General features: G+C 52.1%; 21 protein-coding genes and 1 pseudogene. 11 read left to right on the forward strand and 11 right to left on the reverse strand.

The window, feature by feature from the left end:
- Positions 1 to 160: 160 nt before the first annotated feature.
- Positions 161 to 1,454: pseudogene (locus PFRI_RS13495) on the reverse strand (capsule biosynthesis protein).
- Positions 1,455 to 1,574: 120 nt separating this feature from the next.
- On the opposite strand from PFRI_RS13495, the gene PFRI_RS13500 reads away from it, so the two are divergent.
- Entirely contained in the window at positions 1,575 to 2,168 is a 594-nt protein-coding gene (locus PFRI_RS13500; protein ID WP_072631234.1) for a riboflavin synthase, read from the forward strand.
- A 130-nt stretch (positions 2,169 to 2,298) separates the two neighbouring features.
- Here the strand turns inward: PFRI_RS13500 and PFRI_RS21860 are convergent, their stop codons facing one another.
- On the reverse strand, positions 2,299 to 2,589 hold the full coding sequence (locus tag PFRI_RS21860) for a Hint domain-containing protein (RefSeq protein WP_072631235.1): 291 nt from the start codon (positions 2,587 to 2,589) through the stop codon (positions 2,299 to 2,301).
- A gap of 388 nt (positions 2,590 to 2,977) precedes the next feature.
- Here PFRI_RS21860 and PFRI_RS13510 point away from each other — a divergent pair, with 388 nt between their 5' ends.
- From PFRI_RS13510 to PFRI_RS13530, 5 genes are all read left to right on the forward strand, one after another.
- Entirely contained in the window at positions 2,978 to 3,610 is a 633-nt protein-coding gene (locus PFRI_RS13510; RefSeq protein ID WP_072631236.1) for an ATP-dependent Clp protease proteolytic subunit, read from the forward strand.
- A 148-nt stretch (positions 3,611 to 3,758) separates the two neighbouring features.
- A complete protein-coding gene (gene clpX / locus PFRI_RS13515; protein ID WP_072631237.1) occupies positions 3,759 to 5,024 on the forward strand; it encodes an ATP-dependent Clp protease ATP-binding subunit ClpX in 1,266 nt (421 codons plus the stop codon).
- 118 nt (positions 5,025 to 5,142) lie between these two features.
- Complete coding sequence (locus PFRI_RS13520) at positions 5,143 to 5,526, forward strand: NADH:ubiquinone oxidoreductase subunit NDUFA12 (RefSeq protein WP_072631238.1); 384 nt, start codon at positions 5,143 to 5,145, stop codon at positions 5,524 to 5,526.
- 29 nt (positions 5,527 to 5,555) lie between these two features.
- A complete protein-coding gene (gene mlaD / locus PFRI_RS13525; protein ID WP_072631239.1) occupies positions 5,556 to 6,002 on the forward strand; it encodes an outer membrane lipid asymmetry maintenance protein MlaD in 447 nt (148 codons plus the stop codon).
- Positions 5,999 to 6,364, forward strand: a complete 366-nt coding sequence (locus PFRI_RS13530; RefSeq protein WP_072631240.1) for a DUF2155 domain-containing protein — start codon at positions 5,999 to 6,001, stop codon at positions 6,362 to 6,364. The genes mlaD and PFRI_RS13530 overlap by 4 nt, the downstream gene beginning before the upstream one ends.
- Here PFRI_RS13530 and aat read toward each other — a convergent pair.
- The 3 genes from aat to accB are packed head-to-tail and all read right to left on the reverse strand — an operon-like array spanning position 6,328 to position 8,871.
- A complete protein-coding gene (gene aat / locus PFRI_RS13535; RefSeq protein WP_072631241.1) occupies positions 6,328 to 6,975 on the reverse strand; it encodes a leucyl/phenylalanyl-tRNA--protein transferase in 648 nt (215 codons plus the stop codon). The two genes, PFRI_RS13530 and aat, sit on opposite strands and share 37 nt — an antisense overlap.
- 48 nt (positions 6,976 to 7,023) lie before the next feature.
- The gene (gene accC / locus PFRI_RS13540; protein ID WP_072631242.1) at positions 7,024 to 8,379 is read right to left on the reverse strand and encodes an acetyl-CoA carboxylase biotin carboxylase subunit; all 1,356 of its coding nucleotides are present in this window, start codon (positions 8,377 to 8,379) and stop codon (positions 7,024 to 7,026) included.
- A 9-nt stretch (positions 8,380 to 8,388) separates the two neighbouring features.
- On the reverse strand, positions 8,389 to 8,871 hold the full coding sequence (gene accB, locus PFRI_RS13545; protein ID WP_072631243.1) for an acetyl-CoA carboxylase biotin carboxyl carrier protein: 483 nt from the start codon (positions 8,869 to 8,871) through the stop codon (positions 8,389 to 8,391).
- A gap of 226 nt (positions 8,872 to 9,097) precedes the next feature.
- On the opposite strand from accB, the gene PFRI_RS13550 reads away from it, so the two are divergent.
- Entirely contained in the window at positions 9,098 to 10,600 is a 1,503-nt protein-coding gene (locus PFRI_RS13550) for an AMP-binding protein (RefSeq protein WP_072631244.1), read from the forward strand.
- Between the two features lie 58 nt (positions 10,601 to 10,658).
- Here the strand turns inward: PFRI_RS13550 and acs are convergent, their stop codons facing one another.
- The 6 genes from acs to PFRI_RS13580 form a co-directional block, all read right to left on the reverse strand.
- Positions 10,659 to 12,602 (reverse strand): acetate--CoA ligase, encoded by a 1,944-nt coding sequence (acs, locus tag PFRI_RS13555; protein WP_072631245.1) that lies wholly within the window; start codon positions 12,600 to 12,602, stop codon positions 10,659 to 10,661.
- A 116-nt stretch (positions 12,603 to 12,718) separates the two neighbouring features.
- A complete protein-coding gene (locus PFRI_RS13560; RefSeq protein ID WP_072631246.1) occupies positions 12,719 to 13,474 on the reverse strand; it encodes an ABC transporter ATP-binding protein in 756 nt (251 codons plus the stop codon).
- 14 nt (positions 13,475 to 13,488) lie between these two features.
- Positions 13,489 to 14,244 (reverse strand): ABC transporter ATP-binding protein, encoded by a 756-nt coding sequence (locus PFRI_RS13565; RefSeq protein WP_072631247.1) that lies wholly within the window; start codon positions 14,242 to 14,244, stop codon positions 13,489 to 13,491.
- A gap of 11 nt (positions 14,245 to 14,255) precedes the next feature.
- Positions 14,256 to 15,467, reverse strand: coding sequence for a branched-chain amino acid ABC transporter permease (locus tag PFRI_RS13570; RefSeq protein ID WP_072631248.1), 1,212 nt, complete (start codon positions 15,465 to 15,467; stop codon positions 14,256 to 14,258).
- 3 nt (positions 15,468 to 15,470) lie between these two features.
- Complete coding sequence (locus PFRI_RS13575; protein ID WP_072631249.1) at positions 15,471 to 16,502, reverse strand: branched-chain amino acid ABC transporter permease; 1,032 nt, start codon at positions 16,500 to 16,502, stop codon at positions 15,471 to 15,473.
- A 129-nt stretch (positions 16,503 to 16,631) separates the two neighbouring features.
- Positions 16,632 to 17,978 carry a substrate-binding protein gene (locus PFRI_RS13580; protein WP_072631250.1) on the reverse strand — a complete coding sequence of 449 codons (1,347 nt, stop codon included), beginning with the start codon at positions 17,976 to 17,978 and terminating at the stop codon, positions 16,632 to 16,634.
- A gap of 220 nt (positions 17,979 to 18,198) precedes the next feature.
- Here PFRI_RS13580 and PFRI_RS13585 point away from each other — a divergent pair, with 220 nt between their 5' ends.
- The 4 genes from PFRI_RS13585 (at position 18,199) to PFRI_RS13600 (ending at position 22,998) form a co-directional block, all read left to right on the forward strand.
- Complete coding sequence (locus PFRI_RS13585) at positions 18,199 to 19,569, forward strand: short-chain fatty acyl-CoA regulator family protein (RefSeq protein WP_072631251.1); 1,371 nt, start codon at positions 18,199 to 18,201, stop codon at positions 19,567 to 19,569.
- 65 nt (positions 19,570 to 19,634) lie between these two features.
- Positions 19,635 to 20,003 carry a response regulator transcription factor gene (locus tag PFRI_RS13590; RefSeq protein WP_072631252.1) on the forward strand — a complete coding sequence of 123 codons (369 nt, stop codon included), beginning with the start codon at positions 19,635 to 19,637 and terminating at the stop codon, positions 20,001 to 20,003.
- Complete coding sequence (locus tag PFRI_RS13595; RefSeq protein ID WP_072631253.1) at positions 20,000 to 20,317, forward strand: hypothetical protein; 318 nt, start codon at positions 20,000 to 20,002, stop codon at positions 20,315 to 20,317. Before PFRI_RS13590 ends, PFRI_RS13595 begins: the two co-directional genes overlap by 4 nt.
- 32 nt (positions 20,318 to 20,349) lie before the next feature.
- Positions 20,350 to 22,998, forward strand: a complete 2,649-nt coding sequence (locus tag PFRI_RS13600; protein ID WP_072631261.1) for a sensor histidine kinase — start codon at positions 20,350 to 20,352, stop codon at positions 22,996 to 22,998.
- The last annotated feature ends 41 nt before the right edge of the window (positions 22,999 to 23,039 follow it).

Genomic DNA, 23,039 nt, shown 5'->3' on the forward strand with positions numbered 1-23,039 from the left:
ACCAGATACGCCGCCAACCTTCAAACCGCCCAAACACCAGATTCAGTCATAGCTCCTGCTCGGTCTCCTCGACCTAATTACTCTGCCTCAGACTCTAACGGTCTTTTTTTCCAACTTACTGGAATCCAGAATAAAAAGCTACCGCTAGGGGTGGTGTTGTTTAATTCACAACACGCAACTGTTGCCTTGGAGCCGCGGTGCCAGAGCGAAGCGCATCGTAGGGGTCCTCGGAGGAGAGCATCATATCGACCACATGGCGCATCAATTGGCGCCGTCCGCGTGTGGAATAGAAACCGCCGGGAACTTGGCTGGTTTCCAAAAGGTAGCGCCGATAATCTTTATACGCTCGGTTGTCAGGACGCTCTGCGGCCTCGAAAAACTGGGTAAGGGGCTGATTGGAAACGAATTCCGGTTTGGAATAAACTGCACTCCCGAAAGTTTTCAGTGGAATGCCGCGCCACAGGACCTGTTGACCCGCAGTGGAGTTCACCGTCACAGCTGTGCGCGCATCATTTAGCAAACCCGCAAGTTTGCCGCCGCGCACATAGTGCACCCGTTTGCTGACGCCGTGACGCGCGGCCATTTCTTTGAGTGACTTGCGTACGGGAACTCGGCCATCCTCTAGGGGATGCGCTTTGAAAACCAAGTGATGATGCTGCGGCGCACCTTTAGCGAAATCGCGGACAACCAGTTCAAGAAAGTCGGTCATTGTGTCAAAGGGCGAGTGCATCTGAAACGAACTGTCATGCTCAAGCTGCAAAAGCGCGAGATGAAATGGAAAGCCGCCATTGCGAATGCGCCACGTAGCGATGCGACGCTCAATGCCTTGGAAGGGGCATTAGGAGCAAGCGTTTCAGATAGAGCCCGAATTCTTTGATCACCGGAATGTCGCGATGAGTGCGAAAATGGCGATAGTCGCCGTTTCGAAACATCACGAACCAATGATAGAGCGCGCCGTAAAACACGTGCTGTCGCATATCACCCCAATGGCTCGGCGGCATCGGCGCTTCCATGTCAGAGCGTTCCAGCGCTGTTTGCATTTCAGCGACGCTGGTGTTCATCAAACGTGAGTTTCCATTGGATCCACCGCGTTCATAAGTGACCCAAAAGGGACGCATGTACCCTTCTTCAAAGACGTGAACGCGCAAACCAAGGGCTTTGGCGCGCGCAACGGCTTTGGCGTGAACTGGGCGCGTGTCGCCATAGAGCACGATATCGGTGACGCCTTTTTCAGCAACAAGAGCATCAAAGGTGTCTTCCCATTCGAGCAAAGCGCCACGAAAAGGGATGTAAGTTGAGGGCTGGAACCAAAACGCGCGATCACCCGCGTTAAAGCCAACACGCCAAACACCTGCACCCGCACGCTGAAGCATACGCCCCAAGCGATGAAAGAAGGGCCCGTGCGGCCCTTGCAGAAAAAGAAAAACAGGTTTTTTCGCCGTTGCAGGTATCATAGCATTCGGTTTACTCGTTATTTGTTAACAGACATAGACCACTTGTTTGGAGAAAATAAGGCAAAGCTTTGCTAAATTTTCCCCATTCTAACGCATCATTTTTTGGTTGGAGCACCGCACATGTTTACTGGGATCATTACGGATATTGGCGAAGTACGCGAAACCGAAATGCGCGGCGATTTGCGGGCTCGGATTGGCACGTCTTATAAAACCAGCGGCATTGATATCGGTGCCTCGATCGCGTGTGATGGTGTCTGTTTGACGGTGATTGAGCTCGGGGGAGACTGGTTTGACGTTGAAATCAGTGCAGAAACCGTGAGCAAGACGAATATTGGCGCAAACAAGTGGCCAGTGGGACATCGTTTGAATCTAGAGCGTGCTTTGAAAGTCGGCGACGAGCTCGGGGGTCATATTGTATCGGGGCACGTTGATGGCGTCGCCGAGATTATCGCGATGCGGGACGAGGGTGATAGCACGCGGGTCACTTTGCGCGCACCAGAGGCGCTTGCGAAATTTGTAGCACCTAAGGGGTCAGTGGCTTTGAACGGCACGTCTTTGACCGTGAACGAAGTGAATGGTGTGGATTTCGGCATTAACTTTATTCCGCACACCAAGACCGCGACGACTTGGGGCGACGCTAAGATGGGGGATGCCGTTAACCTAGAGATCGACACGCTTGCACGCTACGTTGCGCGTTTGCAGGACTGGGCTTGATCGGACCTAACTTCTTCGGTGAGATCTTACCTAGACTCACCTGAACGGGTCTTATCAAAGGTTTGTCGTTGCGCTTATGGCGCTCAACCAGACGTCGAGCTTGCTTCATGGGGGCGAGTGTTCGCGCGGGCTAGATCTGGTAATGTTTCAATTGGGGTTTCTTCAGACCAAGCACGCAAAACGCCTCTTTTAACGCCGATTTTGGAATGGAGTTCAGCGCTTGTGGGCCAAGATATAGGCTCTCGGTTTTGATCCCTTCCGAAATGACAATGTCATGATCATCCAACATAATATGGTAATACGCGATCATATCCTTTTGCTTTTCAATAGAAATACCGGGAAAGGCGAAAAAGTGCCTGCACCTGAGGGGGCGAATAGCGAAAGTGAACCAAAGGCCAACGCCCGCATCCCAAAGCTGCAAGCCGCCATTGTTAATGGCCGCCCCCGAGGTGTTATAAAGCTCTAGATATTCATCGGTATTACTGGCGTGCCATTGCCATCAGTATCAAAATCGAGCGCACCATTCGGATCAACGAGTATCTCGTTGATGACAATGCTTCCGAGTAATGTATCGGGCATAAAAACTGCCTCACGCTAAAAAATGCTGAACTATCTGTTAAATTGTTAGTTGGTTGATGGGTGATTTGTGAGAAACAATGTGTCTATGGTTTGCCTATTATCCCTCCGCAAAGCAGCGTTCGGTGAAACGCAGTTTGTGCGCACCCCTTGCAGGCCCCCTATGCCAGCACTAAGACTCTGTTAGTGCTTCGTGTGGTAAGCAAGAGATAGCAGCAGTAGGCAGGCGAGATATGAACGATCCAATTGATACATATATGAACACATTGGTTCCCATGGTGGTTGAACAAACCAGCCGTGGTGAGCGCGCATACGACATCTTCTCGCGCCTGTTGAAAGAGCGCATCATCTTTCTGAACGGTCCTGTGCATGATGGCATGTCGAGCTTGATTGTTGCGCAACTTTTGCACCTTGAGGCAGAAAATCCGTCCAAAGAAATCTCTATGTATATCAACAGCCCCGGTGGCGTTGTGACCTCTGGCCTGTCGATTTATGACACGATGCAATACATCCGCCCCAAGGTTTCTACCTTGGTGATCGGTCAAGCCGCATCAATGGGGTCTTTGTTGTTGCAAGCGGGCGAAAAGGGCATGCGTTTCTCATTGCCGAATTCTCGCGTCATGGTGCACCAGCCTTCCGGTGGCTATCAAGGTCAAGCGACTGACATCATGATTCACGCACAAGAAACGCAAAAATTAAAGACGCGTTTGAATGAAATTTATGTGCAGCATACGGGGCAAACACTGAAAAAAGTCGAAGCCGCGCTTGAGCGTGACAACTTCATGTCGCCAGAAGAGGCAAAAGACTTTGGCTTGATCGATGAAATCCTCGCAACGCGTCCGAAAACGGGCGAAGAGGAAAGCTAAAAAATAATTAGTGCGTTCACCCCTGTGTGAGCGCGCTCATATTTGCGATTGTGGCTTTGGGCTAGCTCCCATAAACTGCTCTCAAGAGGGTACGACAAAATACGTCGTATTGAAGGTTTTTAAGGGTATTTTGCCCGAAAGGTGATCCATGGCGAGCAACTCCAGCGGCGATAGCAAAAACACGCTTTACTGTAGCTTTTGCGGTAAAAGTCAGCACGAAGTGCGCAAATTGATTGCTGGTCCGACTGTTTTCATTTGCGATGAATGTGTCGAACTGTGCATGGATATCATTCGCGAAGAGACAAAAAGCGCTGGCCTGAAAAGTTCCGAAGGTGTGCCAACGCCGAAAGACATTTGTCAGGTTCTGGATGACTATGTGATTGGCCAGGCCAAAGCGAAACGTGTTCTGTCGGTCGCTGTTCACAACCACTACAAACGTCTCAATCACTCTGAGAAAAATGGCGAGATTGAATTGGCGAAATCCAACATCTTGCTCATGGGCCCGACGGGGTGTGGTAAGACGTTGCTCGCTCAGACATTGGCGCGTATCCTAGATGTACCGTTTACGATGGCCGATGCGACGACTTTGACCGAAGCTGGTTATGTGGGGGAAGATGTCGAAAATATCATCCTCAAGCTGTTGCAAGCTTCCGAATATAACGTAGAAAAAGCACAGCGTGGCATCGTTTACATCGACGAAGTAGACAAGATCACGCGTAAATCTGAGAACCCCTCCATTACCCGTGACGTTTCGGGCGAGGGTGTTCAGCAAGCTTTGCTCAAGTTGATGGAAGGCACCGTTGCTTCTGTTCCACCGCAAGGTGGACGCAAGCATCCACAGCAGGAATTCTTGCAAGTGGATACCACCAATATCCTCTTTATTTGCGGTGGTGCGTTTGCGGGCCTCGATAAAATTATTGCGGCACGTGGAAAAGGTTCTGCGATGGGCTTTGGCGCGGATGTGCGTGACAATGATGATCGCGGTATTGGTGAGATTTTCACTGAACTTGAGCCGGAAGATCTGTTGAAGTTCGGTCTTATCCCTGAGTTTGTTGGTCGTTTGCCCGTTTTGGCGACTCTCGAAGACTTGGACGAGGACGCGCTCGTGACCATTCTGACCCAGCCAAAGAACGCTTTGGTGAAGCAATATCAGCGTTTGTTCGAACTTGAGAGTACACAGCTGACATTCACCGAAGATGCGCTTAGTTCAATCGCCAAGCGTGCGATTGAACGCAAGACAGGCGCACGTGGCTTGCGCTCGATCTTGGAGGAAATCCTCCTCGATACGATGTTCGACTTGCCGGGTATGGATACGGTGACAGAAGTTGTCGTGAATGATGAAGCGGTGACGTCTGTAGCACAGCCGCTTATGATCCACGGTGAAGCGCAAAAAGAGCCAGCGACAGCGGGTTAACGCCTGATCAAGGAAATGTAGCCAAGGCAGGCGAAATGCCTGCCTTTTTGCGTTGTGGTCTCTCTAGACCTTTGCGCTGTGATCAGGCATATCTGAAGAAACATGAGCGGAGTGATCCATGGGCATCGGTAGCAAAATTTTACGTCTTTTGACGTGGTGGAATGGCCAGACTTTGAACACGCAGTTGTTCACATGGCGCAAAGGCATACGCGTTGGCGAAGATGATCAAGGTAACATATTCTATGAAAACCGTGAAAAATCAAAGCGATGGGTGATTTTCAACGGCGAAATTGAAGCGAGCAAAATCAGTCCTGACTGGCATGGCTGGCTGCATCATACTTGGGATGAAACGCCCGTGGATAAGCCTTTGGTTCATAAATCTTGGCAAAAGCCACATCAAGAAAACCTAACCGGAACAGCCGCTGCATATGCACCGGCAGGTTCGATCCGCCAAGCACAGCCTGCGGATCGCAGTGACTATGAAGCTTGGGTGCCTAAGTAACTCTAAACAACGGGTAGCGGGGGCTAAAAATGATACAAAACAAAACAGAAGTGATGGTCGGCGGCCTTGTTATGGCTGCGGCGATTGGTTTTTTGGTCTACGCTGCACAAATCACTGGCGTCAGCTCGAGCGCGGGTAGCTATCCTTTGACCGCAAGCTTTCGTTCATTAGAAGGCGTCAACGTTGGCACGGATGTGCGCCTGGCTGGTGTTAAAATCGGCTCCGTTAACTCTGTTACACTGAACGCAACGACGTACCGTGCCGACACAATTATCAGCATCAAAGATGGTATCGAAATCCCTGATGACAGCGCGATTACGATCGCTTCCGAAGGGCTTCTTGGTGGAAATTTTGTTGAAATTGTCCCAGGCGGTTCGCCATTTATGTATGATCCATCTTCTGAGATCGAAGATACGCAAAGCGCGGTTAGTCTCGTTTCGCTTTTGTTGAAGTTTGTTTCAGGTTCGGGTGAATGATCAAATTTCTAAGTGCTTTGGTGCTCACAACTGTTTTCGCGTTGCCGTCATTTGCTCAACAGAAAGCTTCGTCAGGCACAGGCGCAGAGTTGCGTGTGTTGGACAAAGTGAGTGGGCAAAGCTCAAACTACGATTTAATGAGCGGCAGCTCTATGCAACTCGGTCAGTTGACAATTTCGTTGCGGTCTTGTCGTTTCCCGGAAGGGGCACCCGCAAATGATGCGTTCGCCTATATCGATGTGACAGAAACGCAAACCGCGCAACCCATTTTTGGTGGGTGGATGATCGCATCGTCACCAGCTTTGAATGCGATGGAACACTCGCGCTACGATGTCTGGGTTCTGCGCTGCAAAACGTCCTGAAGTCTGGGCAAGGGTTTCGCATCAAAATAAGCTAGGTCTTGGAGCGCGTCATGCAGCAACGCGTGATATTGGGAACGCGAAATTTCAATCGCACCAAGCGTCGATAAATGATCTGTTAGAAACTGAGTGTCAAAAAGGGTGAAACCACATCGTAAAAGATGTGTCGTCAAAAACGCGAGCGCTGTTTTTGAGGCATCTCTGCGTTTGGAAAACATGCTTTCGCCGAAAAATGCGGTCCCTGTCGCTACGCCGTAGACTCCGCCAACAAGCTCTTCGTCTTCCCAAATTTCGATTGAATGCGCATGAGACATTTCATGTAAGCGACTGTAAAGGCGTGCAATATCATGGCTGATCCAAGTGTCTTTGCGTTCAGCACAGGCACGAACAACCCCATCAAAATCGCTATTTATGCGGATCGACCAGTTGGCGGTACGCATGTGACGTGCGAGTGAGCGGGAAATATGAAACTTATCAAGTGGGATGATACCGCGCCGCCGTGGATCAACCCAGAAAAGCTCTGGGTCATCGCGCGATTCTGCCATTGGAAAAATGCCCGCTTGATAAGCGTGCAGCAGCATCTGCGGCGTTAAAACTGGGGTCTCATCTCGCATAACGTCAGTTTACTCCAATGTCATGCGAGGTGAAGGGCCAAGTGAGAATTAGGTGTCCGTGTTAAGATTCGTTTCGAGCCAATGTTCCAGCCAGTGGATGTTATAGTCCCCAGCCAAGACGTCGGGTTCTTGCAAAAGTGCATGAAACAAAGGAACGGTCGTGTCGATGCCATCAACAATTAACTCACCCAATGCACGATTTAGTCGCGCGAGGGCTTCTGGGCGATCACGGCCATGAACGATGAGCTTGCCGATTAAACTGTCATAGTAGGGCGGGATGGAATATCCGTCATAAAGTGCACTGTCCATGCGCACGCCAAGTCCGCCAGGCGCATGATATTGCGTGATTTTTCCGGGGCAGGGTGAGAAGTTTGGTAGCTTCTCAGCGTTAATGCGAACCTCGATGGCATGGCCATTGATTTTCAGGTCTTCTTGCTGAAACGACATGTCTTGACCTGCTGCAACAAGGATCTGTTCGCGCACAAGATCGACGCCAAAGATCGCCTCGGTCACAGGATGCTCAACTTGCAGACGTGTGTTCATTTCGATGAAATAGAACTCACCGTTTTCGTAGAGAAACTCGATCGTACCGGCACCAATATAGTTAATTTTGGCAACCGCGTCCGCACAGGTTTTCCCGATCCGTTCACGCTCAGCCGGGCTAATTGACGGTCCGGGCGCTTCCTCAAAGACTTTCTGGTGGCGACGCTGCAAGGAACAATCGCGCTCGCCTAGGTGGACAGCGCGTCCTTTGCCGTCTCCGAATACCTGAATCTCAATATGGCGTGGCGTCGTGAGATATTTCTCGATGTAGACTTCATCATTGCCGAAGTTTGACTTGCCTTCGGCGCGAGCTGTTCTGAAGGCGCTCTCCATATCAGCAGCAGTTTGCGCGACTTTCATGCCTTTGCCGCCGCCGCCCGCCGTTGCTTTGATGATGACCGGATAGCCGATTTCTTCGCCAATGCGTTTGGCGTCTTTTAAGGTAGGTACACCGCCTTCAGAGCCGGGAACGCAGGGCACACCGAGCGCTTTCATGGTGTCTTTTGCAGTGATTTTATCGCCCATTGTGCGGATATGTTCTGCGGTCGGTCCGATGAATGTTAGGTTGTGATCTTCGATAACTTGCACAAAACTCGCGTTCTCGGAAAGAAAACCATAACCGGGATGAATCGCCTGAGCGCCTGTAATCTCGCAAGCAGCGATGATCGCGGGGATCGATAAATAGCTATCGGTTCCTGGGGGTGGTCCAATGCAGACCGATTCATCTGCCATACGCACGTGCATCGCGTCAGTGTCTGCTGTGGAGTGCACAGCGACGGAGCCAATGCCCATTTCGCGGCAAGCGCGGATCACACGAAGCGCGATTTCACCGCGATTGGCGATAAGAATTTTGTCAAACATATCTTAGCCTTACTCGATGATGACCAAAGGAGCACCGAATTCAACGGTTGAGCCATCCTCGACCATAATGCGTGTCACCTTGCCTGAGCGCGGTGCTGGAATGTGGTTCATGGTTTTCATGGCTTCTACGATGAGCAATGTGTCGCCCTCGTTGACCTGCGCGCCAACGCTTACAAATGCGGGCGTTCCGGGCTCTGCTTGCATGTAAATTGTGCCGACCATCGGGGATGTAACTGCGCCCGGGTGGTTCGAAGGATCATCGTTAACAGATGCGGGCGCAGGCGCGGCTGGCGCAGCAGCAACCGCAGGCGCCGCGGCAACCTGAACAGGTGCTGCGATCATTTGTTGCGTCGCGCGGCTCACACGCACGTTCAGGCTATCATCTTCAGCGTATGCGCGTTTGACTTGCAATTCCGTCAAATCATTTTCGCGCAGCAGCTCCGCAAGCGCTTTAATGAATGCAACATCGGCCTCGTGTGATTTGTTTGTCATGCTATCCTCAATGTCCCTGGGCTGTGTCTGCGCTGTAGCGAAGCGCGGTTAGCGCTGGTTATAGGGCAAGACGAAGTAGTTTAAAAGCCGCGCTGCTTTATCTAAATTGCGTTCAGTTTTGTGGATATAAAATTATTACTCTTGCCACTTTTGGGCGTTTCAATTGTCATTGACGGATCGCCTTTGTTCTGGCCCCTTATGAGCGAGCCTGTAGAAGGAAAGACACGTGAATATAGCAACTTGGCTTGCGCGGCGCGCGCTTCGTTCACCGGATACGCCCGCGATATTTGATGGTTTTAACTGTGTCGTGACATATGAAACCTTCGAATTGCGCGTTCGTGCCGTCGCGCATTGGCTCAAACGTCAGGGTGTGTCGGCGGGTGACCGCGTCGCAATCTTCATGGAAAACGCGCCTGAATATCTCTTTGTTCAATATGGAGCATGGTATGCGGGCGCGGTTATCGTTCCCATCAATGCAAAACTACATGCAAAGGAAGCACGCTGGATTATCGAGAATTCCGAAGCGGTTTTGACGATTTCGAGTGCGGCCAAAGTCACGGCTTTGATTGAAGCAAAGGCTTTGGGCGAAATTGTGGACGCAGGGTTCGTTTGTCGCCAAGAGACCATTGATGACGATGCGATATGTGCACATCGAAACCCTGATGACTTAGCTTGGCTATTTTACACCTCTGGAACAACGGGCCAGCCGAAAGGTGTCATGATCTCGCACCGCATGCTCGTTTCCATGTCCATGAGCTACCTCTCGGATGTCGATACCGTAAGCCAAAGGGATGCGGCCATCTATGCAGCGCCCATGTCTCATGGGGCGGGGCTTTATAATATGGTGCATGTTTTAAAGGGGGCGAGGCATGTTTTTCCCGCGTCGCGAGGTTTTGAGTCGCAAGAAATTTTTGGCTTGGCGCGCTATTTTGGCTCGGCGCATATGTTTGCAGCACCGACGATGGTTAAGCGCTTAACGGATGTAGCGTGCTCGCGCGGTGAGGATGGAACCGGGCTACGCACAATCGTGTATGCGGGTGGCCCGATGTATGAGGCGGATATTCTGGCTGCGTCAGAGGTTTTTGGCGACATCTTTGTTCAAATCTATGGGCAGGGTGAGTGTCCGATGGGAATTACTGTGCTGTCGCGGGGAGATGTTGTTGATCGTCAAAGCGCGCGTTGGAAAGCTCGTTTAAAGTCGGTTGGGCAAGCTCAGTCAGCGGTTGAAGTGCGTGTCGCGGATGACAACGGTCAGTCGTTGGATGTGGATCAGATCGGCGAAATTCAAGTGCGCGGCGATACCGTTATGCAAGGCTATTGGCGCAATGAACAAGCGAGCGCCAAGACATTTGTGAATGGTTGGCTCAAGACGGGTGATATCGGTTCCATTGATGCCGAGGGCTATGTGAGTTTGGTTGATCGCTCAAAGGATCTGATAATTTCGGGTGGAACCAACATTTACCCACGTGAAGTAGAGGAAGTTTTACTGCAACATCGCGATGTTAGTGAAACGTCAGTCGTCGGGGCGCCGCATCCTGAGTGGGGCGAGGAAGTCGTTGCTTTTATAGTTCTTTCTGATGGATTCCGCTTGGATGAAGCAGCGCTTGACGCGCATTGTTTAGATAATATCGCGCGCTTCAAACGGCCAAAACGCTACGTGCAACTTAACGAATTGCCAAAGAACAATTACGGCAAGGTTCTAAAGACTGAGTTAAGAAAGCTTCTTTAGTAACAAAAAGAGCCCCGCTTTGGTCAAAGCGAGGCTCAGGATAGCTGCTGCTGAGCGATTATGCGCCAGCGCGATTAGCGATCAAGTCCTCAACAACAGAAGGATCTGCGAGAGTTGATGTATCGCCAAGCGAGCCTGTGTCGTTTTCAGCGATTTTACGCAAGATACGACGCATAATTTTACCCGAACGGGTTTTAGGCAAGCCGGGTGCCCACTGAATAAAGTCGGGAGAAGCGATTGGGCCAATTTCTGTACGTACCCACGTGCGAAGCTCCTTACGCAACTCTTCGCTCGGTTCTTCACCGTTCATCAAAGTAACGTAGCAATAGATGCCCTGACCTTTGATATCATGGGGAAAGCCGACGACAGCGGCTTCTGCGACTTTCGAATGTGCAACCAAGGCGCTTTCGACTTCGGCCGTGCCCATGCGGTGACCTGAGACGTTGATCACGTCATCGACGCGGCCTGTGATCCAATAATCGCCGTCCTCATCGCGTTTGGCACCGTCGCCTGTGAAATAGTACCCTTTGTAATCAGAGAAGTAGGTCTGCTGAAAACGCTCGTGGTCTTCCCACACTGTGCGCATCTGACCAGGCCAACTGTCTTTGATGCAAAGAACACCTTCAGCAGGATTTGTGGTGATTTCGATACCGGTTTGTGGATCAAGAATAACAGGCTCGATTCCAAAGAAAGGCTTCATTGCAGAGCCAGGCTTCATCGCATGCGCACCGGGGAGGGGAGTCATCAAGTGACCCCCTGTTTCCGTTTGCCACCACGTATCAACGATTGGGCAACGGCCTTGACCGACGATTTCATTGTACCAGTTCCACGCTTCTGGGTTGATAGGCTCTCCCACGGTTCCAAGGATTCGCAAGGAAGATAGATCACATTTCGTTACGAAATCATTGCCCTGACCCATCAAAGCGCGCAGTGCTGTTGGGGCGGTGTAGAATTGGTTAACAGAGTGTTTTTCGCAGACCTGCCAGAAACGCGACGCGTCTGGGTATGTGGGCACACCTTCGAACATCACTGTGGTCGCGCCGTTGGCTAAGGGCCCGTAAACAATGTAGGAATGCCCAGTGACCCAACCGACGTCGGCGGTACACCAGAAAATATCATTCTCTTTGTAATCAAAAACCATTTCATGGGTCATGCTGGCGTAAACCAAATATCCACCAGTTGTGTGTACGACGCCCTTGGGCATGCCCGTTGAACCAGATGTATATAGGACGAAAAGGGGATCTTCAGCAGACATTTCAGCAGGTGCGCAAACATCTGACGCTTCGAGCACTAATTCGTTGTAGTCAAAATCACGGCCTTCGGTCCAAGTAGTTTGGCCGCCTGTGCGCTTGACGACAAGGCATTTCACGGAGTCTTTGCAGTGCAAGAGCGCTTGATCCGCGTTGCTTTTCAACGGCGTCGCTTTGCCACCGCGTGGGGCGTAATCGGCTGTGATCAGAACTTTGGCATCAGAGCCATTGATCCGCGTGCCAAGTGCGTCGGGCGAAAACCCAGCGAACACAATCGAATGGATCGCACCAATACGCGCGCAGGCAAGCATCGCATAGGCTGCTTCTGGGATCATCGGCATATAAAGAACAACGCGGTCACCTTTGCGCACGCCGAGCTCTTCTAGGATGTTGGCCATCTTGTTGACGGATGTGCTGAGCTGCTTGTAGCTGATGTGCTGGGCTGGCTCATTTGGATCATCAGGCTCAAAAATAATCGCGGTTTTGTCGCCGCGTGTTTCTAAGTGACGGTCAATACAGTTTGCAGAAACGTTCAGAGTGCCATCGCTGTACCAGTTGATCGACACATCCCCGAAGTTATAGTTGACGTCTTTGACCTTGGTGAAGGGTTTTATCCAATCAACGCGCTGACCTTGCTCGTGCCAAAACGCGTCTGGATCAGCAATAGAGGCGGCATACATCGCGTCATATTTCGCGCTATCGATATGTGCGTTCTTGGCTATTTCGGGGGAAGGGGGGAATGTCTTGGACATGGGATCGTCTCCATCGTGTAAAGTGCGTTGATGTCGCAACGTCGCTGCGTCAACGTTATTCAGTGCCATCAAATGAAAAGGTCCAGCGCGCTGACGCAGGCTGGACCTTGATGCGCTTAGATAGCGAGGTATTCGGCGCGAAGTTCCTCGTTTTCAAGAACCTCAGAAGCGAGACCGTCAAAGACGATGCCACCTGTATCAAGGATCACCGCGCGATCTGCGAGCTCTAGCGCGCGCACGGCGTTTTGCTCCACGATGACGGTAGTCATGCCTTGCTCTTTGATGATCTTGAGTGTCTTTTCAATCTCATCCACGATCACAGGCGCGAGGCCTTCGTAAGGTTCATCCAGCAGCAAAACCTTGATGTCGCGCGCCAAAGCACGAGCGATAGCGAGCATCTGTTGCTCTCCACCAGAGAGGGTTATGCCCTCTTGCGTGCGGCGCTCGCCAAGGCGGGGAAAGAGGTCGTAAAGACGCTCAAGCGACCAGCCAATCGGCGGCGCGATCTGCGCAAGCTTCAGGTTTTCTTCGACCGTCAAGCCTGGAATGATGCGGCGATCTTCGGGAACCAGACCCAAGCCAGCAATCGAAGCTTCATAGCTTTTCATGTTGTGAAGAGGTTGGTGATCGAGCCAGATTTCACCATGCGTCACCTGCGGATCGCCGAGGCGTGCAATCGAGCGCAGCGTCGAAGTTTTACCCGCACCGTTACGACCCAAAAGTGCAAGGATTTCACCCTCGTGGACGTTAAAGCTGATGCCCTGAACGATGTAGCTTTCGCCATAGTAAGAGTGCATGTCCCAGACGGAAAGGAAAGCAGGCGCAGTGCTGGCAGCATTGGCCCCTTTGGAGAATTCGGATTTTGCATTCATAGTTGAATACTCCTTTATGCGCTCTCGCCAAGGTACGCTTCGCGCACTTTGGGATGGCCTTTGATGTTTTCTGGGGTGTCTTCAACAAGCGGTGTGCCCTGCGCAAGAACAGTAATGCGCTCGGCCAAGGAGAAGACAACATGCATATCGTGTTCGATAATGGCGATGGTGATGTCGCGCTCTTCCTTGATTTGCTTGAGCAGATCGATGGTGTTGTTCGTATCCGCGCGCGCCATGCCAGCAGTTGGCTCATCGAGCAACAACAGGCGTGGTTCTTGCGACAGGCACATACCGATCTCAAGGCGACGTTTGTCACCACGGCTCAGCGCGGCAGCATGCATATGGCGTTTGTCGGCCATATTCATCTCTTCCAGCATTTGCTCGGCACGTTCCACAATGTCCGTTTGCGAGCCAACAGAGCTGATCGCATTCAACTCGAATGCGCCATCACGTTTGGCGAAGCAGGGGATCATCATGTTTTCAAGCACCGAAAGATCGCCAAAGATCTCAGGTGTCTGGAACACGCGTGAAATGCCCATCTGGTTGATCTCAAACGGTTTACGTCCAAGCACAGATTGCCCATCGAACATGACAGAGCCCGTATCAGGGATCAGTTTGCCCACGAGACAGTTGAGCAGGGTGGACTTGCCAGCACCGTTAGGTCCGATGATGGCATGTACCGAGTTTTCTGCAACGTTGAGGTTCACGTCCCCCAAAGCCTGAAGGCCACCGAAGCGTTTGTTAACGTTTTTGACGTCAAGGATACCCATGATTTGTTTCCTTATTCCGCAGGTGTTGTTGCATCGGCTGCTTTCGCGCCATCGTCATCTTTTTTGCCGCGCTTGAAGAGCTTGGCAATCTTTTGGCCGCCTTCAACAAGGCCACCGGGCAAGAAGATAACAACCATCATGAACAAGAGACCCAGCGTGAGGTGCCAGCCTTTGCCAATGAACGGATAAATGATCGTGACAATGAAGTCCTCAAGACCATCGGGCAGGAAGGCGAACCATGTGTGCAAGATGTCAGAGTTGATCTTGGATAGGATGTTTTCCATGTATTTGATCATACCCGCACCCAAGACTGGGCCGATCAGCGTGCCAACACCACCAAGGATAGTCATCAGAACAACCTCGCCAGAGGCGGTCCAAAACATCCGCTCAGCACCCGCAAGTGGATCCATCGCAGCCATCAAACCACCCGCAAGACCTGCATACATGCCAGAGATGACAAAGGCCGCAAGCGTGTAAGGACGTGTGTTCAGGCCAGTGTAGTTCAGGCGTTGCTGGTTGGATTTCACCGCACGTAGCATCAGACCGAAAGGAGAGCGGAAGATACGGATCGAGAGATAGAAAGAGCACAACATGATGAACGCAGCGAAGTAATAGCCGTTATTGAACGTGAACACCCACGATCCAACAGACCATTCCGAGCTATCGCGCATCTCTATACCAAAGAGGCTAGGGACGGGAATGTTTCCGCCTGCCGCAGCGCTTATGCTATCAAGGATACGTGGATCATCCAGCGCCAATTGCAGACCCGTTTCACCACCTGTGATAGGTGTCAGAACCGAGTATGCCAGAGCAAAGGACATCTGCGCGAAAGCGAGTGTTAGGATCGAGAAGTAGATTCCCGAGCGTCGCAAGCTGATAAAACCAATGAGCAGAGCAAACAGACCTGATGTGATGACTGCCAAAGCAATCGCAGGGATGACGTTCATGCTGAGCAGTTTGAACATCCAAACCGCAGAGTAGGATCCGACACCCAAGAAAGCGGCGTGACCAAAGCTGAGGTAACCCGTGAGACCAAACAGGATGTTAAATCCGATGGCAAAGATGCCAAAGATCACAAAACGTTGCATCAGGTCAGGATAGCCGGCGTTGAATTGAGCCCAACCAGAACCTTCAGGGAAGGGGTTCAGGATGAACGGGGCGAGCATCGTGAGCGCGAATACGAGCAACAAGAGCGATGCGTCTTTTTTCTGTAGTCCTAGCATTGCTTATTCCTCCATCACGCCTTTGCGACCCATCAGGCCACGTGGACGTGTTAGCAAAATGATAATTGCGACAAGGTAGATGATCACTTGGTTAATGCCTGGAATGATCTCGATCACCTGGCGCATGGATGCAAAGCTCTCGAGGATACCTAAGAGGAAGCCCGCAAGTACCGCACCAGGAAGTGAGCCCATGCCGCCAACAACCACCACAACGAAGCTGAGCACCAAAAAGTCCATACCCATGTGATAATTCGGAGAGTTGATCGGCGTGTACATCACACCCGCAAGTCCTGCGACCGCCGCTGCGAGGCCGAACATGATCGTGAAGCGTTTGTCGATGTTGATGCCAAGCAGGCCAACAGTTTCGCGATCCGCCATACCAGCGCGCACTACCATACCGAAGGTGGTGAACTGTAAGAAGGCAAAAACAGCACCGATGATTACAGCTGCAAAGGCGAAGTAGACCAAGCGCCAGTAAGGATAGATGATCGTATTGGGCTCAAAGCCAAACATCGCACCGAAGTCGAAAGATCCGGTGAACGCCGAAGGCGCAGGCGTTGGGATTGGGTTCGCACCATAGTAAAACTTGATGATTTCCTGCAAAACGATCGCAAGGCCGAAAGTCACAAGGATCTGGTCCGCATGTGGACGGTGGTAGAAGTGTTTGATCAACCCACGCTCCATGATCACGCCTACGCAGATCATCACAGGGATTGCAAAGAAGATGGATAGCGGGACAGCCCAATCGATGATCACATCACCTGTGGCTTGACCGAACCAGTCATGGACGTAGGGAACTTCAACTTTAAGCGGGTTGCCAAGGAAGTCCTTTTGCGTGTCGTCGATAATTGTTCGGCTCACGGTCAGAATGCGGCTCACGGTGACGGCGCAGAACGCACCGATCATGAACAAAGCACCGTGTGCAAAGTTGACGACACCCAGCGTGCCAAAAATCAGCGTCAAACCAAGGGCAATCAGCGCATATGCTGAACCTTTGTCGAGGCCGTTGAGAATTTGAAGGAGTATTGCGTCCATGGTCCCACCTTTTAGGATCGGCATACGGGAAGCGTTCTAGCAAAGCAGCGCAGTATTAGAACGAATGTATATTAGTTTAGAAGGGGTAGAGTAGGGTGCGCGATAACACGCACCCTACAACAACGTCGCTTATGCGCCGTTGTTACATGTGCCCAGGTTACCGCCCGCAACTTGTGGGTGGTTGGGATCATACGTGACCTGCGCCGCAGGTGTGACTTCAACGATCTCAAGAAGGTCGAACTCGGATGTTGGGTTCTCTTTACCCTTCATGACGAGAACGTCTTTGAAGCACTGGTGATCTTCGGCACGGTAAAGTGTTGGACCATTGCCCATACCGTCGAACTCAAAGCCTTCAAGCGCTTCAACAACTGCGCAAGGTGCGAAGGAACCCGCACGCTCAACAGCGTCTGCATAGAGCATTGTCTGCACGTAGCATGTGTGCGCCGCCTGTGAGGGTGGGAAGCCATACTTTGTACCAAACGACTTAACGAATGCTTTGGAGCCTTCGTCTGTCAAGGACCAGTGCCAGTTTGCAGAACCAAAGATACCCTTAACGTTCGCGCCAGCACCCTTCGCCATCAGGCGAGAGTAAAGTGGAACGATGATCTGGAAGTCTTTGCCGTTGACTTGCTTGTCACGCAGGCCGAACTGAACAGCGTTGGTCAAAGAGTTAACCATGTTTCCGCCGTAGTGGTTCAGAACCAGAGTATCGGCACCGGACTGAAGAACAGGCGCAATGTAGGAAGAGAAGTCAGTCTGTGTCAGTGGTGTCTTAACCGCTGCAACAGTTTCCCAGCCCATCGCTTCTGTGGAAGAGCGAACCGCTTCCTCAGTTGTGTAGCCCCAGTTGTAGTCCGCTGTCAGGTGATAGGTCTTGCGATCTGTACCATATGCGTTCTTCAGAACAGGAGCGAGTGCCGCACCAGACATGTAGGAGTTAAAGAAGTGACGGAAACCGTTTGCCTTCTTGTCTTTACCTGTCGTGTCGTTGGAGTGCGTGAGGCCAGCCATAAAGATGACGCCAGCTTCTTGGCAAAGTGCTTGAACAGCAACCGCAACACCGGAGGAGGAGCCACCGGAAATCATCACTGCGCCGTCTTTTTCGATCATCGACTTCGCAGATGCACGAGCCGCGTCAGACTTTGTCTGCGTGTCGCCTGTGACGTACTCGACTTTCTTGCCGAGAATGCCTGTACCCTTCAGCGCCTTGGAGCTGAATGTGTTCATCATGCCGCCGTCGCCGCCGCCATTGAGGTGCTCAACAGCAAGCTCGAATGCGCGCAGCTCGTCAGCACCCTCGTCCGCGTATGGACCAGACTGTGGAACGTTGAAACCAAGCGTTACCGTGTCGCCTTCAGGGGCGTTGGTAAAGCCGGAGTGACCTGCTGCGGACAGGTATGTTGGCAATGCCAAACCCGCACCAGCAATCGCGCTCGTCTTTAGTAGACCGCGTCGTGTGAAGTTACTTGTGGACATGAAAATCCTCCCATTTTTTACAGATGCGGGGGCGTGCTCCTCAACAAACCGATCCGCGATGCACAAAAGTGCTGCCTTATAAGGGGGGCAGTAAGAAAATTTCGCAACAAATGCTTTTAACAAAACAATTATTTTGTAAACGAATGCACAATACTACGGTATACTTTGTAAAGAAATTATTCTGCGTCGCAGAAACGCGTTGAAACTGTGAAAGAAAATAATGAGACGAGAGACATTAACAGGAAGCCGTATTCGCGAGCGTCGACTGATCAACGGGCAGAAGCAGGCAGACCTTGCGCGAAAGGCGGGGATATCTGCGTCCTATCTCAACCTGATCGAGCATAACCGCCGCAGAATCGGCGGGAAGTTGTTGCTCGACATCGCCGCCGCGCTCGAAGTTGAGCCAATGAGCCTGAGCGAAGGGGCCGAGGCCGCCTTGCTAGGGGCTTTGCGTGAAGTCGCAGCCCTAAATCCCAGTGCGGATTGTGAATTGGCGCAGGTCGAAGAATTTGCAGGGCGCTTTCCGGGGTGGGCCGGTTTGATCGAAGCCCTCGCGCAACGGCAAAGCTCGTTAGAGCAAACCGTTGTTTCGCTGACAGATCGCATGACACATGATCCGCAGTTGGCCGAAGCCCTGCATGATATGCTTGGTGCTGTGACGGCTATTCGCTCGACTTCGTCGATTTTGGTGGAAACAGATAAGTTGGAACCTGAATGGCAGGATCGCTTCCACCGCAACATTAACGAAGACGCCACGCGTTTAACCGAAGGTTCGCAAGCGTTGGTGGCTTATCTCAATAACGAAACGTCAGATCATCAACAGGTGACAACGCCGCAAGACGAGATTGAAGCGTTCTTTCAGCGCCACGGTTATCACTTTGCTTTGCTTGAAAACGGTGGTTCGGACAAGCAAGCGCAGGATGGCATTGAGAGTATGATCGCAAGTGCGGGCGATTTGCTGGTCTCTGCTTCGGCGCGTGCCCAAGTGCAGCGATTGTTGGCGCGGTATTGGTCGGATGCACAGGCCTTTGGTTTTGATGCTATGCTTGATGATGTGTCAATCATGGGGCTTGAACCTGCATCGATCGCTGCGAAACGCGAGGTTGATATCGGGCTTGTCATGCGCCGCCTTTCCAGTGTTCCCGGGCCGATCCTGCAACCCCTAATGCAAGATAGCCCTTATGACATCGCAGAAGCGGGGTTGGGATTGGCTGTATGCGACAGTTCCGGCACGCTCACGATGCGCAAACCTTTGCCGCGTTTTGCTTTGCCGCGCTTTGGTGCTGCTTGCCCGCTTTGGTCGCTTTATCAAGCGCTGTCACGCCCGTTGATTGCTTTGCGCGAACGCAGCCAACTTAGCGGTCGCGATGGCGCTCCTTTTGAAACGCTGGCCTTTGCCGCGCCTGTAAGCATACCGCAATTCGGGGCGGTTCCTCTGTTGGAATCTCATATGCTTATGATCCCACTGTCAGCAAGTGGCGCGGCACAAAGCATTGAGCCACCACGCCCCATCGGTATCAGTTGCAGGATTTGCCCGCGAGATGACTGCGCAGGGCGGCGCGAGCCGTCAATCTTGGCGAGTGGTGTGTAGCATTGCAAAACGCGACCGCCTGTCTAAAGTGTTAACACCGCAAAGCGTAGAACTGGGAGGGTCGCGTGAGCAAACATGTTCTTCTTGTCGAAGATGAGCCAAATATCATCGAAGCGGTAAGCTTTTTGCTTTCGCGCGATGGTTGGAGCGTATCGACACACTCTAACGGCCATGACGCCGCCGATGTGATCCGTGCGAAGCAACCTGATGTGCTCGTGCTGGATGTAATGTTGCCGGGGCGCAGTGGTTTTGACATTCTAGAGGATATACGCAGCGAAGGGGTGTGCCGCGATGTGCCCGTGTTGATGCTGACAGCACGCGGGCAAACCAAAGATCGCGAGCGCGCAGAGCGGTTGGGGGCCACGCGCTTTATGACCAAGCCGTTCTCCAATGCAGAGATCATCGAAACCCTTCATGAGTTGAGCGGGTCTTGAGCGAACACGATCCCGTCTTTGACGCGCCAAACTCCAGCGGTCGTCTCTTTCTCGAACGTCGCGGCTATCGCCAACGCCGCATTATTGATGCTGCGCGGATTTTGCCCATTGTCGGTTTGCTTTTGTGGCTCGTGCCTTTGATCTGGCCTGATGTCGGTGAAGACGGCGCAATCAGCACGTCGCAAGCGACACTTTATGTTTTCGCAATCTGGATCGCGTTAATTGGCGTTGGCGGATTTCTTGCCTGGCGAATGTCGCCAAGCGAAGATGTGTCCGGTGACGAAACAGAGCAATCACAAGGTGCAGAGCGGTGAATCTGCTAATTTTTGTCTCGCTGGGCTATGTGATGGTCTTATTCATCGTGGCCTTTGCGGCGGAACGCGCAGCACAGGCGGGGCGGGGTAAATGGCTGCGCTCGCCGATGATCTACACGTTGTCCCTGTCGATCTATTGCACCGCTTGGACCTTTTACGGTGCCGTTGGATTTGCGGTGCGCTCAGGGCTAGAGTTCGTGACGATCTATCTGGGCCCGTCTTTGGTTATGTTTGGATGGTGGTGGACATTGCGAAAGCTGGTACGCATCGGACGCACCCAGCGCATTACATCTATCGCTGATTTGATTTCGGCGCGGTTTGGCAAATCCAACCTACTGGCTGTTGGGTTGACCTTGCTCGCGGTGGCTGGCACGACCCCCTATATCGCGCTTCAGTTACAATCAGTGACGCAGTCTTATGCGGTCTTTGCTCGCGCGTCCCAAGGTGGCACAGGCGAGATTAATCAGACGGTCACAGCCCTGTGGATCGCTGTCGGGCTTGCGTTTTTCACCATTTTGTTCGGCACCCGAAAACTGGACGTGAATGAGCGTCATGATGGTGTTGTCATGGCGATTGCTGTGGAGGCGGTGGTCAAGCTCGTCGCGCTGTTAGCTGTCGGGGTGTTTGTGGTCTGGGGCATTTCGGGCGGCATTGCCCCGATGCTAGAGAAGATCGACGCGTCCGAGATCGGTGCATGGGAAGTGAGTGGAGGACGTTGGGCGGGTCTGACGTTTTTGTCTGCTGCTGCCTTCATCTGCTTGCCACGCATGTTTCATGTGATGGTGGTCGAGAGCGATGATGAACGTCATTTGCGCACTGCATCTTGGGCCTTTCCTGCGTATCTCATGCTGATGAGTCTCTTTGTCTTACCAATCGCTGTCACTGGCCTTGATCTGCTTCCAAAGGGGTCAAACCCGGACATGTTCGTTCTGACGGTGCCGCTGAGCCAAGGGCAAAACGGATTAGCGATGCTCTCCTTTCTGGGTGGTTTCTCTTCTGCGACGTCGATGGTGATTGTTGCGACCATTGCGCTCTCCACGATGGTGTCGAACCATATTGTGATGCCGATCTGGCTGTCGATCACCGGTGGCGGCGTGAGCGTGTCGGGCGATGTGCGTTACGTGGTCCTGCTCGCACGGCGCCTATCTATCGGTGCAATCGTGATGCTGGCGTATTTCTATTTCCAACTCTCTGGTGGCGGCTCTGCACTTGCTGCGATGGGGCTTGTGTCGTTCGTTGGCGTTGCTCAAGCCTTGCCCGTTATGATTGGTGGTATTTTTTGGCGTGGAGCGACGCGCATAGGGGCGCTTTGCGGGCTTGGCATTGGGTTTGCGATTTGGACCTATGCGCTGTTTTTACCAAGCCTTGGAAATGGATTGGTACTTTCTGATACGTTGCTGAGCAATGGCCCTTGGGGCCTCGCGTGGCTCGCGCCGCAAGCGCTTTTTGGGATCAAAGGGTTGGACCCGATTTTGCACTGTTTGTTTTGGAGCATGTTGTTCAATAGCGCGGCGTTTGTTCTTGTGTCGCTCTGCACTTTCCCTGCGCCGATGGAGCGTTTGCAGGGCGCGCAGTTTGTGAATGTCTTTCAGCAAGCACAGCCGCGTCGTGGCTGGTCGCGCGGCGCGGCGCAATCGGAAGATCTGATGATCATGTCGCAACGCATTCTAGGAGCGCGCGATGCGCAAGCGTTGTTTGAAAAGGAAGCACGACGGCAAGGTGTTCAAGGCATTTTACCAGATCCGTCCCCTGAGTTTTTGGATGTCTTAGAGCGTAAGCTCTCAGGCTCAGTCGGTGCTGCAACAGCGCATGCGATGATTGGGCAAATCGCCGGGGGCGCATCTGTATCGGTGGATGACTTGTTGGCGGTTGCGGATGAAACGGCCCAAATCATGGAGTATTCCAGCAAGCTGGAAGCGCAATCGTTCGAACTCACACGTACCGCGGAACAACTACGTCATGTGAACGAAAAATTGACACAGCTTTCTGTGCAAAAAGACGGGTTTATCAGCCAAATCAGCCATGAATTGCGCACCCCCATGACGTCGATCCGCGCGTTCTCTGAAATTTTGCGCGACAGTGATGATATGGCAGCCACAGATAAGGCGCGGTATGCTGGCATTATCCACTCCGAGACCCTTCGTTTGACCCGTCTTCTGGACGATTTGCTCGACCTTGCGGTGCTCGAAGCGGGACGTGTGTCTTTGAACCTCTCTCAGAAATCCCTTTCTGAGGTTATTGAAAGCGCTGTGTCTTCTGCTGGAATCACCTCTGACACTGACCTCGTTGTGACGCAAAAAGGCTCGGGGAGGGACATCGTGCTCACTACTGATGTGGATCGTTTGTCGCAGGTGTTTATCAATGTAATCTCTAACGCGCGCAAATATTGCACGGCGGATATTCCAACACTTCTCATTAAGGCATTTGAGGAAAACGGACGCGTTACCGTTGATTTTATCGATAACGGCTCAGGAATTGCGGCAGATATGCGCAGTGTTATTTTCGAAAAATTCTCGCGCGTGGGCGAAACGCAAGCGGGCGGTGCAGGCCTAGGTTTGGCGATCTGTCGTGAGATAATGCACCGTTTGGATGGTGAGATATCCTATTTGCCAGGGCAGGGTGGCGGCGCATTTCGTGTGCGTTTCCCCGCTGAATTAGAAAAAATTCAGCAAGATGTGTAAGTTTTTAGTAAGCATTTTTCTCTAAGCCTACGGTACCTGCG

It is taken from the genome of Planktotalea frisia (assembly GCF_001890925.1).
GTDB classification, from domain to species: domain Bacteria; phylum Pseudomonadota; class Alphaproteobacteria; order Rhodobacterales; family Rhodobacteraceae; genus Planktotalea; species Planktotalea frisia.

Coding starts and splice junctions, on each gene's coding strand:
- PFRI_RS13500 (WP_072631234.1), top strand. CDS start 1,575: ATGTTTACTGGGATCATTACGGATATTGGCGAAGTACGCGAAACCGAA.
- PFRI_RS13510 (WP_072631236.1), top strand. CDS start 2,978: ATGAACGATCCAATTGATACATATATGAACACATTGGTTCCCATGGTG.
- clpX (WP_072631237.1), top strand. CDS start 3,759: ATGGCGAGCAACTCCAGCGGCGATAGCAAAAACACGCTTTACTGTAGC.
- PFRI_RS13520 (WP_072631238.1), top strand. CDS start 5,143: ATGGGCATCGGTAGCAAAATTTTACGTCTTTTGACGTGGTGGAATGGC.
- mlaD (WP_072631239.1), top strand. CDS start 5,556: ATGATACAAAACAAAACAGAAGTGATGGTCGGCGGCCTTGTTATGGCT.
- PFRI_RS13530 (WP_072631240.1), top strand. CDS start 5,999: ATGATCAAATTTCTAAGTGCTTTGGTGCTCACAACTGTTTTCGCGTTG.
- aat (WP_072631241.1), bottom strand. CDS start 6,975: ATGCGAGATGAGACCCCAGTTTTAACGCCGCAGATGCTGCTGCACGCT.
- accC (WP_072631242.1), bottom strand. CDS start 8,379: ATGTTTGACAAAATTCTTATCGCCAATCGCGGTGAAATCGCGCTTCGT.
- accB (WP_072631243.1), bottom strand. CDS start 8,871: ATGACAAACAAATCACACGAGGCCGATGTTGCATTCATTAAAGCGCTT.
- acs (WP_072631245.1), bottom strand. CDS start 12,602: ATGTCCAAGACATTCCCCCCTTCCCCCGAAATAGCCAAGAACGCACAT.
- PFRI_RS13560 (WP_072631246.1), bottom strand. CDS start 13,474: ATGAATGCAAAATCCGAATTCTCCAAAGGGGCCAATGCTGCCAGCACT.
- PFRI_RS13565 (WP_072631247.1), bottom strand. CDS start 14,244: ATGGGTATCCTTGACGTCAAAAACGTTAACAAACGCTTCGGTGGCCTT.
- PFRI_RS13570 (WP_072631248.1), bottom strand. CDS start 15,467: ATGCTAGGACTACAGAAAAAAGACGCATCGCTCTTGTTGCTCGTATTC.
- PFRI_RS13575 (WP_072631249.1), bottom strand. CDS start 16,502: ATGGACGCAATACTCCTTCAAATTCTCAACGGCCTCGACAAAGGTTCA.
- PFRI_RS13580 (WP_072631250.1), bottom strand. CDS start 17,978: ATGTCCACAAGTAACTTCACACGACGCGGTCTACTAAAGACGAGCGCG.
- PFRI_RS13585 (WP_072631251.1), top strand. CDS start 18,199: ATGAGACGAGAGACATTAACAGGAAGCCGTATTCGCGAGCGTCGACTG.
- PFRI_RS13600 (WP_072631261.1), top strand. CDS start 20,350: ATGGTCTTATTCATCGTGGCCTTTGCGGCGGAACGCGCAGCACAGGCG.